The sequence below is a fragment of the Streptomyces sp. x-80 genome (assembly GCF_046549095.1).
Lineage (GTDB): Bacteria > Actinomycetota > Actinomycetes > Streptomycetales > Streptomycetaceae > Streptomyces > Streptomyces celluloflavus.
Map to the genome: position 1 here is coordinate 23,696 of NZ_JAJPWM010000005.1, position 15,467 is coordinate 39,162.

General features: G+C 74.0%; 10 protein-coding genes. 3 read left to right on the forward strand and 7 right to left on the reverse strand.

The window, feature by feature from the left end; translation table 11 throughout:
- Window positions 1–117: 117 nt before the first annotated feature.
- From ACLJWH_RS10730 to ACLJWH_RS10750, 5 genes are all read right to left on the reverse strand, one after another.
- The gene (locus ACLJWH_RS10730; protein ID WP_411141791.1) at window positions 118–1,287 is read right to left on the reverse strand and encodes an acyl-CoA dehydrogenase family protein; all 1,170 of its coding nucleotides are present in this window, start codon (window positions 1,285–1,287) and stop codon (window positions 118–120) included.
- A 209-nt stretch (window positions 1,288–1,496) separates the two neighbouring features.
- Entirely contained in the window at window positions 1,497–3,461 is a 1,965-nt protein-coding gene (locus ACLJWH_RS10735; protein ID WP_411141409.1) for a biotin carboxylase N-terminal domain-containing protein, read from the reverse strand.
- Window positions 3,462–3,468: 7 nt separating this feature from the next.
- Complete coding sequence (locus ACLJWH_RS10740; protein WP_411141410.1) at window positions 3,469–5,067, reverse strand: acyl-CoA carboxylase subunit beta; 1,599 nt, start codon at window positions 5,065–5,067, stop codon at window positions 3,469–3,471.
- Window positions 5,064–6,941: an acyclic terpene utilization AtuA family protein gene (locus tag ACLJWH_RS10745; RefSeq protein ID WP_411141411.1), complete on the reverse strand. Its 1,878-nt coding sequence runs from the start codon at window positions 6,939–6,941 to the stop codon at window positions 5,064–5,066. Before ACLJWH_RS10745 ends, ACLJWH_RS10740 begins: the two co-directional genes overlap by 4 nt.
- Window positions 6,938–7,828 (reverse strand): TIGR03084 family metal-binding protein, encoded by an 891-nt coding sequence (locus ACLJWH_RS10750; protein WP_411141412.1) that lies wholly within the window; start codon window positions 7,826–7,828, stop codon window positions 6,938–6,940. Before ACLJWH_RS10750 ends, ACLJWH_RS10745 begins: the two co-directional genes overlap by 4 nt.
- A gap of 495 nt (window positions 7,829–8,323) precedes the next feature.
- On the opposite strand from ACLJWH_RS10750, the gene ACLJWH_RS10755 reads away from it, so the two are divergent.
- Window positions 8,324–8,797 (forward strand): hypothetical protein, encoded by a 474-nt coding sequence (locus tag ACLJWH_RS10755; RefSeq protein WP_411141413.1) that lies wholly within the window; start codon window positions 8,324–8,326, stop codon window positions 8,795–8,797.
- 218 nt (window positions 8,798–9,015) lie between these two features.
- Here the strand turns inward: ACLJWH_RS10755 and ACLJWH_RS10760 are convergent, their stop codons facing one another.
- Window positions 9,016–9,891: an EamA family transporter gene (locus tag ACLJWH_RS10760; RefSeq protein WP_411141792.1), complete on the reverse strand. Its 876-nt coding sequence runs from the start codon at window positions 9,889–9,891 to the stop codon at window positions 9,016–9,018.
- A gap of 241 nt (window positions 9,892–10,132) precedes the next feature.
- On the opposite strand from ACLJWH_RS10760, the gene ACLJWH_RS10765 reads away from it, so the two are divergent.
- Both ACLJWH_RS10765 and ACLJWH_RS10770 read left to right on the forward strand, forming a co-directional pair.
- Entirely contained in the window at window positions 10,133–11,095 is a 963-nt protein-coding gene (locus ACLJWH_RS10765) for a LysR family transcriptional regulator (protein ID WP_411141414.1), read from the forward strand.
- A 277-nt stretch (window positions 11,096–11,372) separates the two neighbouring features.
- On the forward strand, window positions 11,373–12,416 hold the full coding sequence (locus ACLJWH_RS10770) for a methyltransferase (protein WP_411141415.1): 1,044 nt from the start codon (window positions 11,373–11,375) through the stop codon (window positions 12,414–12,416).
- A 72-nt stretch (window positions 12,417–12,488) separates the two neighbouring features.
- Here the strand turns inward: ACLJWH_RS10770 and ACLJWH_RS10775 are convergent, their stop codons facing one another.
- Window positions 12,489–15,431, reverse strand: a complete 2,943-nt coding sequence (locus ACLJWH_RS10775; protein ID WP_411141416.1) for an FAD-binding and (Fe-S)-binding domain-containing protein — start codon at window positions 15,429–15,431, stop codon at window positions 12,489–12,491.
- Window positions 15,432–15,467: the final 36 nt, after the last annotated feature.

The window sequence follows — 15,467 nt, forward strand, 5'->3', positions numbered from 1 at the left end:
GGAGACACGGGACGTGGAGAACACCATGACCGGTCCTGCCCTTCAGCGGTGAGAGTGCGGCTCAACGGTGTGAGTGTGACGGGGGTTTCCCTGCCCTCGGTGCACGTCTCCCTACCCTCAGTAGGACTTGGGCAGCCCCAGCGACTGGTGCGAGACGAAGTTGAGGATCATCTCGCGGCTGACCGGTGCGATCCGGGCGACCCGCGCGGCGGTGATCAGCGAGGCGAGGCCGTACTCCTGGGTGAGGCCGTTGCCGCCGAGGGTGTGTACGGCCTGGTCCACGGCGTGCACCGCGGCCTCGGCCGCCGCGTACTTGGCCATGTTCGCGGCCTCGCCCGCCCCCATGTCGTCGCCCGCGTCGTAGAGGTGCGCGGCCTTCTGCATCATCAGCCGGGCGAGTTCCAGCTCGATATGGGCCTGTGCGAGCGGGTGCGCGACGGCCTGGTGGGCGCCGATCGCCTCCTTCCAGACCTGCCGGGTGCGGGCGTAGTCGACGGCCCGCTCCAGGGCGTAGCGGCCCATACCGAGGGCGAACGCGGCAGTCATGATCCGTTCGGGGTTGAGCCCGGCGAAGAGCTGGAGCAGTCCGGCGTCCTCGTCGCCGACCAGCGCCTCCGCGGGCAGCCGTACATCGTCCAGGGTCAGCTCGAACTGCTTCTCCGGCGCGGCCAGTTCCATCGGGATCGGGCGGCGTCCGAAGCCGGGGGTCTCGCGCTCCACGATGAACAGGCAGGGCTTGAGGCGTCCGGTCCTGGCGTCCTCGGTGCGGCCGACGATCAGCGTCGCGTCGGCGATGTCCACACCGGAGACGAAGACCTTGCGGCCGTTGAGGATCCAGTCCGTGCCGTCCCGGCGGGCGGTGGTCGTGATGCGGTGCGAGTTGGAACCGGCGTCCGGCTCGGTGATGCCGAAGGCCATCTTGCGGGTGCCGTCCGCCAGGCCCGGCAGCCAGGCCCGCCGCTGTTCGTCGGTGCCGAACCGGGCGATGACCGTACCGCAGATGGCGGGCGAGACGACGAGCATCAGCAGCGGACAGCCGGCGGCACCCAACTCCTCCAGCACGATGGCGAGTTCGGCGATGCCGCCGCCTCCGCCGCCGTACTCCTCGGGCAGGTTGGCGCCGAGGTAGCCGAGCCGGGCGGCCTCCGTCCACAGCGCGTCGGTGTGCCCGCCCTCCGCGACGACGTTCGTGAAGTACGCGCGGCCGTAGCGCTTGCCGAGCGCGGCGACGGCGGCACGCAGCGCGCGGTGCTCCTCGGACTCGATCGCGGGGTGCCGGTGCCGCACGGCGTCGGCCGCGGTGGTGTGGGTCGTGTGGTCCGTGGTGTTGATCGTGGCGTCGTTCGTGGGGCTGTTCACGGCGTTGCTCACGACGGCTCCTTTGTCGGGAGGGGTGGGAACGGGAGAACGATCGGACGAGGTGGAGCGGCCGGACAGGGTGGTGCGGTCGGGCAGGGTGGTGCGAGCGGGCAGGGTGGTGCGAGCGGTGGTGCCGGTCAGTCCGTGACGACGGCGAGCAGGGTGCCGACCTCGACCTGCTGCCCGGTACGGACCGGCAGCGCGGTGAGGGTACCGGCGGCGGGTGCGGTGATCCGGTGTTCCATCTTCATCGCCTCCAGCCACAGCAGCGGCTGCCCGGCCCCGACCCGGTCGCCCGCGGTGAGCCCCGGCGCGATCCGTACGACGGTGCCGGGCATCGGCGCGAGCAGCGAGCCGGGTTCCGTACCGGCGGTGGGGTCGGGGAAGCGCGGCCGGGCGGCGAAGGCGTACCCGCCGAGCGCCGAGTCGACGTGGACCCGGTCGCCGTAGCGCGCGACGGTGAACTCCCGCCGCAGCCCGTCGACTTCGAGGATGACGTGGTCCGGTGCGAGGCCGCGCAGCCGGACGCCGGGGAAGTCCTCGGCGGTCAGTCCGTCCCGGCCGAGGCGGTAGCGGATCTCGTACTCGGCGCCCGTGCCGCCGTCGGCCGCGTAGGTCTTGGTCTGCGGCTGTGCGGGGACGTTGCGGAAGCCGCCGAACCGGGAGCGGCCGGACGCGTCGGCGAGCGCGGCGGCCAGCGCGGCGACGCGCTCCCGGGCGGCCCGGGTGGTGTCGCGGGCGGTCAGCGCGGTGAGGTGGCGGCCGTAGAAGCCGGTGCCGAGGCGGGCGGGGGTGGTGAAGTCCGGGTGCCGCAGCGAGCGGACCAGCAGATCGCGGTTGGTGACCGGGCCGTGGACCTGGGCCCGCTCCAGGGCGTGCGCGAGCCGCCGGACGGCCTCGTCGCGGGTCGGCGCCCAGGCGATGACCTTGGCCAGCATCGGGTCGTAGTGCACGCCGATCGGGTCGCCGTCGGTGACGCCGGAGTCGAGCCGGACACCGTCGGGCACCGCCAGCCGGTGCAGGGTGCCGGTGCCCGGCTGCCAGTCGGCGGCCGGGTCCTCCGCGTAGAGCCGCGCCTCGACCGCGTGCCCGCGCGGCGCCGGCGGTGCGCTGTCCAGGCGCTCCCCCTCGGCGATCCGCAACTGGAGTGCCACGAGGTCGAGTCGGTAGATCGCCTCGGTCACCGGGTGTTCGACCTGGAGGCGGGTGTTCATCTCCAGGAAGTACGCCCGCGCGGGGCCGGTGGCGGGCGTGCCGGAGTCGCCGGGCCGGGTGGCGGGGGCGGCGCCGGGCGCGACCAGGAACTCCACCGTGCCCGCGCCCCGGTAGTCGACGGCGCGGGCGGCCCGCGCCGCGGCCTCGTGCAGGGTGCGGCGCAGCGGGTCGGGCAGCGCGGGGGCCGGGGCCTCCTCGATGACCTTCTGGTGCCGCCGCTGGAGGGAACAGTCGCGGGTGCCGAGCGTCCAGACCGTGCCGTACGCGTCGGCGAGGATCTGCACCTCGACATGGCGGCCGTCCACGACATACGGCTCGACGAACACCTCCCCGTCGCCGAACGCCGCTGCCGCCTCGGCCCGCGCCGCCGCCAGCTCGGCGTCCAGATCGGCCAGTCGCGTCACCGTCCGCATCCCGCGTCCGCCACCGCCGGCCGCCGCCTTCACCAGCAGCGGCAGCTCGGCGGCGGTGGCCAGGGCCGGGTCGACGGGCGCCAGCAGCGGCACCCCGGCCGCCGCCATCAGCTCCTTGGCCCGGGTCTTGGACGCCATGGCCTCGATGGCGGCGGGCGGCGGCCCGATCCAGACCAGCCCGGCGGCGGCGACCTCGGCCGCGAAACCGGCGTTCTCGGAGAGGAAGCCGTAGCCGGGGTGGACGGCGTCGGCGCCCGCCGCGAGCGCGGCCCGCACGATCAGGTCACCGCGCAGATAGGTGTCGGCCGGGGCGTCGCCCGGGAGCCGTACGGCGGTGTCCGCCTCCCGGACGTGCGGTGCGCCCGCGTCCGCGTCGGAGTACACGGCGACAGTGGAGATGCCCAGCTCACGGCAGGTGCGGAAGACCCGCCGGGCGATTTCGCCGCGGTTGGCGACGAGCAGGGAAGAGATCACGGGTTCCTCACATCCGGAAGACGCCGAAGCCGCCGCGCGCGCCCTCGACCGGGGCGGTGTGCAGGGCGGACAGGCACAGGCCGAGGACGGTGCGGGTGTCGCGCGGGTCGATGACGCCGTCGTCGTAGAGCCGCCCGGACAGGAACATGGGCAGCGACTCGGACTCGATCTGCGCCTCCACCATGGCGCGCAGCGCCGCGTCCGCCTCCTCGTCGTAGGACTGCCCCTTCGCCGCGGCCGAGGCGCGGGCGACGATCGACAGCACCCCGGCGAGCTGCTGCGGCCCCATGACGGCGGACTTGGCGCTCGGCCAGGCGAAGAGGAACCGCGGGTCGTAGGCCCGGCCGCACATGCCGTAGTGCCCGGCGCCGTACGAGGCGCCCAGCAGCACGCTCAGATGCGGGACCTTCGAGTTCGACACCGCGTTGATCATCATCGCGCCGTGTTTGATGATGCCGCCCTGTTCGTACTCCTTGCCGACCATGTAACCGGTGGTGTTGTGCAGGAACAGCAGCGGGATGTCGCGCTGGTTCGCCAGCTGGATGAACTGGGCGGCCTTCTGCGACTCGGCGCTGAACAGCACGCCCTGCGCATTGGCGAGGATGCCGACCGGATAGCCGTGCAGTGCGGCCCAGCCGGTCACCAGGCTCGGTCCGTACAGCGGTTTGAACTCGTCGAAGTCCGAGCCGTCCACGATCCGGGCGATGACCTCGCGCGGGTCGAAGGGCGCCTTGAGGTCGCCGGGGACGATGCCCAGCAGCTCCTCCTCGGCGTACTTCGGCGGTTCGGCGGGGCCCGGATCGGGGTGCGCCTTGCGCCAGTTGAGGCGGGCGACCACCCGCCGGGCCTGCCGTAGCGCGTCCGGCTCGTCGACGGCGAAGTGGTCCGCGAGCCCGGAGGTGCGGGCGTGCATCTCGGCGCCGCCCAGCGATTCGTCGTCGCTCTCCTCGCCGGTCGCCATCTTCACCAGCGGCGGCCCGCCCAGGAAGACCTTGGCCCGTTCCCTGACCATGATCACGTGGTCGGACATCCCGGGGACGTACGCACCGCCGGCGGTGGAGTTGCCGAAGACGACGGCGACGGTCGGGATGCCGGCCGCGGACAGCCGGGTGAGGTCCTTGAACAGCGCCCCGCCCGGGATGAAGATCTCTTTCTGGCTCGGCAGGTCGGCGCCCCCGGACTCGACGAGCGAGATGACCGGGAGCCGGTTGGCGGCGGCGATCTCGTTGGCCCGCAGCGCCTTCCGGAGCGTCCAGGGGTTGCTGGCCCCGCCGCGTACCGTCGGGTCGTTGGCGGTGACCAGGCACTCCACGCCCTCGATGACGCCGATGCCGGTGACCAGCGAGGCGCCCACCGGGTAGTCGCTGCCCCAGGCGGCGAGCGGCGACAGTTCCAGGAACGGGGTGTCGGGGTCCAGCAGCAGTTCGATCCGCTCGCGGGCGAGCAGTTTGCCGCGCTTACGGTGGCGTTCGCGGTACTTCTCGCCGCCGCCGTCGAGCGCGCCGCCGTGTGCGGCCGCGACCTCCGCCAGCTTCGCGAGCATCGCCGCGCGGCGCTCCGCGTACTCGGCGTCCGCCGGATCGAGTCCGGTCGCGAGCACGGTCACAGCAACACCTCCGGTATCTCCAGGTACCGCGAGCGCAGCCACTCCCCCACGGCCTTGGCCTGCGGATCGAACCGGGCCTGCGCCGCGACCCCCTCGCCGAGCAGCCCGTCGACCACGAAGTTCAGCGCCCGCAGCCGGGGCAGTACATGCCGGTCGACCGGCAACCCGGCGGTCTCCGGCAGCAGTTGGCGGAATTTTTCGACGGTCAGCTCATGCACCAGCCACCGCCAGGCCCGGTCCGTACGGACCCACACCCCCACGTTCGCCGAGCCGCCCTTGTCGCCGCTGCGCGCACCCGCGACCCGGCCGAGCGGGGCCCGCCGGACGGGCAGCGCGGCGTCGAGCGGGGGCGGCAGCGGCGGATCGGGCAGCCGCGTCAACTCCCGTGTCTCTTCGGGTGGTTGTACGTACACCCGGGTGCCGTCCGGCAGTACCGCGAGATGCGGCACCGCCGCCCGGTCCACCGCGACCGCCTCGAAGACGCCGTACGGGTCGCCCTTGCCGGGCGGTGCGGTGACGTGGAATCCGGGGTAGCTGCCCAGCGCCAGCTCGACCGCGGCGCCGCTGACCACCCGCCCCACCGCGGCCGGATCGGCGTCCCGCACCACCAGCCGCAGCAGGGCGCTCGCCTCCTCCTGGACGGCGGCGTCCGCGTGGTCGGTGCGGGCCAGCGTCCACCGCACCTCGGCCGGGCGCCGGCCGGCGGCGTCGAAGGCCGCCGCCATCTGCGCGCGGACCAGCGCGGCCTTGGCGTCGATGTCCAGCCCGGTCAGGACGAAGGTGACCTCGTTGCGCCAGCCGCCGAGGCGGGTCAGTCCGGCCTTCAGCGCCGGCGGCGGCGCCTCGCCGCGCACCCCCTCGATCCGGACCCGGTCGGCGCCGTCCGCCGTCAGCCGCACGGTGTCCAGCCTGGCCGTCACATCCGGCCCGGCGTAGCGCGCCCCGGCCGTCTCGTAGAGCAGCTGGGCGGTGACCGTACCGGGCGTGACCGCGCCGCCGGTGCCGGGATGCTTGGTGATCACCGAGCTGCCGTCCGCGGCGATCTCGGCGAGCGGGAAACCGGGCCGGCGTACGTCATGGGCGCCGAAGAACGCGTAGTTGCCGCCGGTGGCCTGGGTGCCGCATTCGAGGACGTGCCCGGCGACGACCGCACCGGCCAGCTGGTCCAGATCCTGCGGCCGCCATCCGAAGTGAGCCGCGGCCGCCCCGCTGACCAGCGCGGCATCGGTGACCCGGCCGGTCACCACCACCTGGGCACCGGCCCGCAGACAGGCGGCGATCCCGCCGCCGCCCAGATAGGCGTTGGCCGTCAGCACCTCCGGGCCCCAGCCGTCCACGGCGCGCCCGAGCGCCGCCGCCGGTCCGGGGTCCCCTGACGGGCCGGGGGCCGCCGGGGTGCCGGGGCTCCGGTCCCCGGGCGCCCCGCGCCGCGCCAGCAGATCGTCGCCTTCCACATGCGCCACCCGTACGGGCACCCCGGCCTTCGCCGCCAACTCCCGGATCGCGTCGGCCAGTCCGGCCGGATTCAGCCCGCCCGCGTTGGTGACGATCCGCACGCCGCGGTCGACGGCCAGTCCGAGGTTCTCCTCCAGCTGCCGCAGGAACGTCCGCGCGTAGCCCCGGTCGGGGTGCCGCTGCCGGTCCCGGCCGAGGATCAGCATGGTCAGTTCGGCGAGATAGTCGCCGGTCAGCACGTCCAGGGGGCCACCGGTGAGCATCTCGCGGACGGCGTCGAAGCGGTCACCGTAGAAGCCGGAGGCATTACCGATGCGCAGGACGGCGGGGCGGGGGGCCGCGGGGGGCGATCCCTCGGGGGCCGGGGCATCGGGGCGCGGGGCATCGGGGCGCGGGGCATCGGGGCGCGGGGCGCTCATATGGGGCCGCCCTCGGCGCCGTCGGGGCCGCTCCCGGCCTGTTCGCTCCGGGCGGCCTGTTCACTCCGGGCCTGTCGCGTCCCGGCCGCCCGGGGTCCCTTCACCGGCGGGCGCCCCTGCCCCGGCGGGCCCGCGAACGCCTGGGCGATCCCGAGCCACCGCTCCGCCTCGGCCCCTTCGGACCGTACGGACACCGCGTCGTCCCGGTGCAGCCGCTGGGTCACCAGCAGACAGAACTCCAGCGCGTCACCGGTCACCCGCTGCGCGGCGGCCGGCGGCCCGTACGTCCAGAGCGCACCGTCCGGCGCCCGCAGTTCGACGCGGAACTCCTCGGCGGGCGGGGTGAGTTGCCGGGCCGCGTAGGAGTAGTCCCGGGCCCGTACGCCGATATGGGCGACATGCCGCAGCCGGGCGGTGGGGGTGCGCGTGACACCCAGCGCGTCGGCGACGTCCTGTCCGTGCGCCCAGGTCTCCATCAGCCGCCCGGTCGCCATCGAGGTGACGCTCATCGACGTCCCGAACCACGGCAGTTTCCCCCCGTCCGGCCGGGCCGCGAGCGCGCGCAGCAGCGCCTCGCGGGTGGCCCGCCAGTCCGCGAGCAGCTCGGCGGCCGGCAGCCGCGCCCCGGCTCGGGCGCCGTCGTCGACGAAGGTCAGCGGCGCGGTGGCCAGCGCCTCCCGCGCGGCGCGCCGGAAGCCGTCCGGGTCGGTGGCGGAGCGCAGCGCCTGCCGGTCGGTCCAGGCCAGATGGGCGATCTGGTGGGCGACGGTCCAGCCTTCGGCGGGCGTGGGCGCCGCCCACCGCCCGGCCGGGAGCCCGGCCACCAGCCCGTCCAGCTCGTCACACTCATCCCTGAGGTCCGCCAGTACGGCGCCGGGAACGGACACGCGACACTCCCCTCATCGGCCCCATTGCCTTACGGGCAGGGCGCGTTGGCATACGTGACGGCCCACGGCGGGAGCCGCGGCCGTGCGGGTGCGGTGCGAGGTGATGCGCTCCGAGCGTGGCAGCGCCGAAAGAAACAATCAAGCACGCCTGCATGATTCACGCCGCATTCGCCGGACGGCGGGGGGCGGGCGGCGGGCGGCGGGCAGCAGACAGCGAACGGCGGGCGGCGGGCACTGGACGGCTGACGGCAGACAGCGACATCTCGGCGTCTCGCGGCAGGCGTTCGGCGGGTGTTCGGCGGGTGTTCGGCGGGTGTTCGGTGTCGTCCGCCAGGTGTTCGGCGCGTACCGGCGGGCACCACCGCCAAGCCGGTGAACATGGCGCCCCGACAGGTGACGGCCCAAGGACACGGCCGGATGTCTCCGCCTCCCGGGCGCATCCCCGGGAGTATCCGTCTACCGCTGCACTCTCCACGGAAGGACGGCCGAGCCGCGATGCGCGCCACCGCACTGAACCTCTCCGCAGCCACCGCCGCCGGACTGCTCGTCTGGAGCCTGCCGGTGGCCACGAGCGCCGCGGCGCCCAAGGGCCCGGCCCCCCGCACCGTGAAGGTGCAGGGCAAGCTGGACGGTCTGACGGCGCGGTGCCCGGCCGGTTACCACGCGTCCGGCGGCGGTTTCGAGGTCCCCGGCTACGAGATGGAACAGGCCGTCACCGCCTCCCGCCCCACCGCCGACGGCACCGGCTGGGTGGTCAGTGCCAGCTCGGTCAACCCCGCCCTGCTGCACCAGTTGGAGGTCGTCCAGGACAGGCAGGACGCACTGGACAAGGTCATGGGGGACAAGACCGCCACGGACGCGCAGCGGCAGGCCGCCCAGAAGGCCCTGGACGAAGCCCAGAAGACCGCCTGGGACATGCCGCAGCGCGCCGCACTCACCGGTACGGCGTACGCGGTCTGCACGAAATGATCCAAATGATCCCGGGGCGGTACCGCGGCACAGCGCCACAGCGCCACAGCGAGACTGCGACACCGCCACGGACGCCCCGGTCCGGACGACGGGCGGGCCGGACGACGGGCGGGCCGGACGACGGGCGGGCCGGACGACGGGCGGGCCGGACGACGGGTGGCCCGTACGCCGGGCGGCCCGTACGACAAGGAACCCCCGTACGGCGGTGTCCCGCCACCTCAGCCGTGTGACGCCGCCCCCGCGCCCCGTACCGCGCCCACGCTCGCGACCACGACCAGGCCGATCGCCAGGATCTCGGCCCAGCCCAGCGCCTGGTGCAGGACGAGGAACCCGGCGGCGGCCGCGGCGGCCGGCTCCAGGCTCATCATGACCGCGAAACCGGAGGCCGGGAGCTTGCGCAGGGCGAGCAGTTCCAGGGTGTAGGGCATGACCGACGACAGCAGGGCGACGGCGGCGCCCAGGCCCACGGTGACCGGGTCCAGCAGCGCGGTGCCGGCGCTGAAGATGCCGAGCGGCAGGCTGAGCACCGCCGCGACGGTCAGCGCCAGCGCGAGCCCGTCGGCCTGCGGGAAGCGCTGTCCGGTACGGGCCGAGAGCAGGATGTACGCGGCCCACAGCCCACCGGCCGCGAGCGCGCAGCCCGCACCGGCCAGGTTGAGGCTGTCGAAGCCCTCGCGTCCCAGCAGCAGCACGCCACCCAGCGCCAACGCCGCCCACACCAGGCTCAGCAGCCGACGCGAGGTGACCACCGAGAGGATCAGCGGCCCGAGGAACTCCAGGGTGACCGCCGCACCCAGCGGAATGCGGTCGATCGCCTGGTAGAAGAGGGAGTTCATGCCGACCAGGGCGACGCCGAAGGCGAGCACCGTGGCCCAGTCGCCGCGCGAGTAGCCGCGCAGTCGGGGGCGGCAGACGAGCAGCAGCACCAGCGCGGCGACGACCAGCCGGAGCGTGACGACGCCCAGCGCACCGGCCCGCGGGAAGAGCAGCACCGCCACCGACGCGCCGAACTGGAGCGAGACGATGCCGCCGATCACCAGCGCCACCGACCCGAACCGCCCCGGCCCGCCGCCGGCCCCGGCCTCCGCCGCCAGGACCTCGGGCGAGGCCGGTACGGGCGCGGATATCACCCCGTCGCCGGACGGCCTTCCGTGGCCGGGAGCCGAGACGGCGGACGGGGCACCGGACGGCGCGTCGGCAGGCGGGCCGGCCGGGGCGGGAGTGGCTGAGCGGGGGCCATCGGAACTGGCGGGCGATGAGGTCACCCCACCCACGCTACGGCCCGCCCTTACGGTCCGTGAAATGCCTTTTCTCCTGTTGTTATGCTCCGCACGCATGAGCATCGAGCTGCGTCATTTCCGCTGCTTTCTGGCCATCGCCGACACCCTCAGCGTGACCCGCGCCGCCGAGCGGCTGCACCTGACCCAGCCCGCCGTCTCCCGCACCCTGCGCCGTCTGGAGCAGGAACTCGGCATCCGCCTCGTCGACCGTTCCACCCACCACCTCGCGCTCACCCCGGAGGGTCTCGCCTTCCGCGACCGGGCGGCGATCGCGGTGGCCGCCTTCGACCGGGCGCTCGGCCAGGCGGGTCACACCGTCTGGCCGCTGCGCCTGGGCCACGCCTGGTCGGCGGCCGGCGCGTACACCACGGCGCTGCTCCGCCGCTGGCACGAGGAGTACCCCGACACCCCGCTCGAACTGCTCCGGGTCGACGACCGCACGGCCGGGCTCGCCCGCGGCGAGGTGGACATCGCCCTCCTGCGCGGCGAGGTGGCCGCCCCGGGCCTGGTCACCGAGCAGCTCACCACCGAGTCCAGGGTGGCCGGCCTCCCGGCCGACGACCCGCTCGCCCACCGCACCTCGCTCGCCCTCGCCGAGCTGGCCGGCCGCACCATGGCCCTGAACACCGTCTCCGGCACCACCACCCTCGACCTCTGGCCCGCGACGGCCCGCCCGGCCACCAGCATCACCACCGGCAACACGGACGACTGGCTCGCCGCCATCACCGGCGGCCGCGCCGTGGGCGTCACCACGACCGGTACGGCCCGGATGCACCCCCATCCCGCGATGGCCTACGTCCCCCTGTCCGACGCCCCGCCCGTCCCCGTCGTCCTCGCCTGGCGCGACGCCCCCGGTCACCCCCGCATCCCGGACCTGATCGCCCTGGCCCGCGCGGTCATCGGGGCGGCGGGGGACGCGGCGGCGGGCGACCATGGACACCACCATGGATATGGCGGACGGGGCGGCGGGGGCGACGACGCGAGCCGCCGCCGGCCTGCTCACCATTCCGGCGGGTAAACCTCGCCGGCCGCCCGGACTCGGCGCGGAATCCACGACGGGAATGGAGTCGGGTTCACGAAGCAACAGCCGATGTCAACCACCCCACCACGGCCATCACTTGTCCGGTTCACCCCGCTTTCCTTGCTTGACCGCACGCTGCCCCAGGTTGCAGGGTAAGAGCCGTGATCAGCCGGGAATCCGGGCTGGATATTTCTCATGATGCCGTCTCAAAATCCCTCGGCACCGTCCCGGAATCCCTTCACCGCCCGTGGGCATGGAATGGAGAGGAAAAGAAATGACGGAATGGAGCGCGGCACAGGTCGATGCGCGCCGGACGCTGATGCAGTGGGTATTCGGGGCGCGGGCCACGGAGGTCGTCAGCGTGGCGACCAGGATGGATATCGCCGACACCATCGGCGACGGCGAGGCGGATGTCACCGAGCTCGCCCGGGGATACGAGGTTCCCCCGGAGCAGTTGAACCGGCTGCTCCGCGCGCTCGCCAGCCTCGGGTTGTGTACGGAACCCCGCCCCGGCACCTTCGCGCTCACCGAGGCCGGTTCGTTACTGCGCAAGGAGCACCCGGCCTCGCTGCACGACTTCGCCGGATTCCACACCGCGCCCGTGTCGCTGGCGCCCTGGTCCCGCCTGGAATCCAACATACGCACCGGCCGCACCGCCTTCGACGAGCACTTCGGCATGCCGATATACGAGTACCTCGGCAACGAACCGGAACTGTCGGCGGTGTTCAACACCGCCATGAGCCAGGAAACCCACCGGACGGCCGCCACACTGACCGAACACTACGACTTCGGCCGGTTCACCACGGTCACCGATATCGGCGGCGGCGACGGCACCCTGCTCGCCTCGATCCTGAAGGGTCAGCCCGATCTGAGTGGAGTCGTGTTCGACACCGCCGAGGGCGCGGACCAGGCGGCCGGCACCATAAAGGCCGCCGGACTGGAAAAGCGCTGCACGGTCGCCACCGGGAACTTCCTCGAAGCCGTACCGGCCGGCGCGGATCTCTATATGATCAAAAGCGTCATCCACAACTGGGACGACGACCGCGCGGCCACCATTCTCCGGAACTGCCGCACGGCGATGTCCGCAGGGAGCCGGCTGCTGATCGTGGACGTGGTACTTCCCGAGACGGTGATCCCGGACACCTCGGAATTGAATCCTTATCTCAAGGACCTTCAGATGATGGTGCTCGTCGGCGGAAAGGAACGCACCCGCGCCGACTTCGAGAAATTGTGCACGCGGTCGGGGCTCACCCTCACCGATATCGTGACGCTGCCGTCGCACGTCGGCCTCAGTCTGATCGAAGCGGTCCCGAGCTGACCCTGCGGCGCGCCCCGCGGCGGCACCAGGCCGGCGGTTCCGGCCTGGTTCCCCGCCGGGCAGCCCGCCCCGCTAGCGCCCGGCCGGCCCCTCCCGCAGCGCCTCCGCCAGCACCTCCGCCAGGTGGCGGCCGCGGCGGTCGGTGAGCCCGCCGAGCTGGGTGCGGCAGGAGAAACCGTCGGCGAGCACCTCGGCTCCGTCACCGGACGCGCGTACGGCGGGGAGGAGCTGGTCCTCGGCGCAGGCGACGGAGACCTCGTAATGGCCGCGCTCGAAACCGAAGTTTCCGGCCAGTCCGCAGCACCCCCCGCTCAACTCGCCCACCAGTCCGGCCCGTTCCCGCAGCCGCCGCTCCGCCCCGTCGCCGAGGACGGCGTGCTGATGGCAGTGCGTCTGCCCGACGACGGGGCGGTCGAGGCGCGGCGGCCGCCAGTCGGGGGCCAGTTCCTCCAGCGCCTGCGCGAAGGTCCGTACGGAGGCGGCCAGCCGGGCGGCCCGCGGATCGTCCGGCAGCAGTTCGGGCAGGTCCGTACGGAGCGCGGCGGCGCAGCTCGGTTCGAGGACGACCAGCGGACGGCCCGCCGCCAGCAGCGGGCCCAGCACCTCGACCGTATGCCGCATGACCGCCCGCGCCCGGTCGAGCTGACCGGTGGAGACGTACGTCAGGCCGCAGCAGAGGGCGCGGCGGCGCGGCGGACGGCGGCGGGGCAAAGGGGTGCCGGGCGGGCGCAGGGGGGTGGCGGGCGGCAGCAGGGGCCGCAGTCCGGCCGACTCCAGGACGCGTACGGCGGCCCGGCCGACCTCCGGGGAGAGGAAGTTGGTGAAGGTGTCGGGCCAGAGGATCACCACCGGTCCGGCGGGGGCCTCCGGGGCGGCCCCGGGCTCCCGCCTCCGCCGCCACCACCAGCGGGTGAACGGCTCGCCGGCAAGGTGCGGGACGGGACGCTCGGGCGTGATTCCGGCGAGGCGTTTACCGACGGCGGCGAGCGGGGTGCGGGCGAGGGCGTTGAGCACCGGTGCGGCCGGCGCGGCGGCGCGCAGCCACTCGGGCAGCCGGCCCATGACGTAGTGCGCGGCGGGGCGCAGCCGGCCCGCGTAGTGATGGTGCAGGAACTCCGCCTTGTAGGTGGCCATGTCCACCCCGACCGGGCAGTCGCTGCGGCACCCCTTGCAGGACAGGCAGAGATCGAGGGCGTCACGCACCTCGGCCGAGCGCCAGCCGTCCGTGACGACCTCACCGGCGAGCATCTCGTGCAGCAGCCGCGCCCGGCCCCGGGTGGAGTGCTGCTCCTCGCCGGTGGCGCGGAAGGACGGGCACATGACGTCCGACGGCCCCGAACTCGTACCGGTGGTACGGCACTTGGCGACGCCCACACAGCGCCGTACCGCCGCCGAGAAGTCGCCGCCGTCCTGCGGATAGCCGAACTCCACCGGCACCGGCCGCCGCGGCAGCACCGCGAAGCGCAGATTCGCGTCCAGCCTGGCGGGCCGTACGAGCATCCCCGGGTTCAGTCCGGCGGCCGGGTCCCACAGGTCCTTGAACCGTTCGAAGAGGCCGACCAGCGCCGGTCCGTACATCTTCGGCAGCAGTTCGGCGCGGGCCTGTCCGTCACCGTGCTCGCCGGACAGCGATCCGCCGTGCGAGACGACCAACTCGCCCATGTCATAGGAGAATTCGCGGAAGCGGCGGATACCGGGCGGGGTCAGCAGGTCGAAGTCGATGCGGACGTGGATGCAGCCGTCGCCGAAGTGGCCGTACGGCGTGCCGCGCAGTCCGTGCTGGGCGAGGAGGGCGCGGAAGTCCCGCAGATACGGGCCGAGCCGGGCGGGCGGTACGGCGCAGTCCTCCCAGCCGGGCCACGCCTCGCTGCCGTCCGGCAGCCGGGTCGCGGTCCCGGAGGCGTCCTCGCGCACCCGCCACAGGGCCCGCCGGCCGGCCGGGTCGGCGACCACCGTACGGCCGGTGGTGCCGTCCGCCGCCGCCCGGCAGAGCGCCTCGGCCCGCGCCACCGCCGCGCCCCCGCTCTCCCCGCCCGTCTCCACGAACAGCCAGGCACCCCCTTCGGGCAGCCCGGCCGCGCTCCGCACCGCATCGCCCACCAGATCGGCGGCCATCCCCTCCACCGTCAGCGGCCCGTACGGCAGCAGGGTGTGCGCGGCCTCGGCGGCCGCGCTCTCGTCCGGATACCCGAGCACCGCCAGCGCCCGCGCCTTCGGCGTCTCCACCAGCCGTACGGTCGCCTCGGTCAGCACCCCGAGAGTGCCCTCGCTGCCGGTGAGCGCACGCGCCAGATCGGCGCTCCGTTCCGGCAGCAGGGCGTCCAGCGCATAGCCGGAGATCCGCCGCGGCAGCTCCGGGTAGCCGGTGCGCAGCAGCGCCAGTTCCCCGTCCACCAGGGCCCGTACGCCGTCCCGCAGCCGCGGCGGCAGCCCGGCGGGACCACCGGTGCCGGCCGCCCCGCGCCCGGCCCGCACCCGTTCCCCGCCGTACGTCAGGAGCGCCAGCTCCGCCACGTTGTCGGCGGTGGTGCCCCAGGCCACCGAATGCGCCCCGCAGGAGTTGTTGCCGATCATGCCGCCGAGGGTGCAGCGGCTGTGCGTGGACGGGTCGGGGCCGAAGGTCAGGCCGTGCGCCCCGGCCGCCGTCCGCAGCTCGTCCAGCACCACACCGGGCTGCACCACGGCCGTCCGCGCCACCGGGTCCAGCGACACGATCCGCCGCAGATGCCGGGTGAAGTCCAGCACCACGCCGACCCCCGTCGCCTGCCCCGCGATGCTCGTCCCGCCGCCGCGCGGCACCACCGGTACGCCGTGCTCCCGGCACACCCGCAGCGCCGCCGCGACATCGTCCGCGTCGCGCGGTGCGACCACCGCCCTGGGCACCCGCCGGTAGTTGGACGCGTCCATCGTCACCAGCGCCCGGTCGGCCGCGGCGAAGGAGACCTCCCCCCGCACCGCGGCCGTCAGTTCCCTCGCCAGGTCCCGCTGCTCCGTCGTCTCCGTACGCTCAGCCATGCCCTCAGCCTGCCCACTCCGGCGGGTTACGGCGCC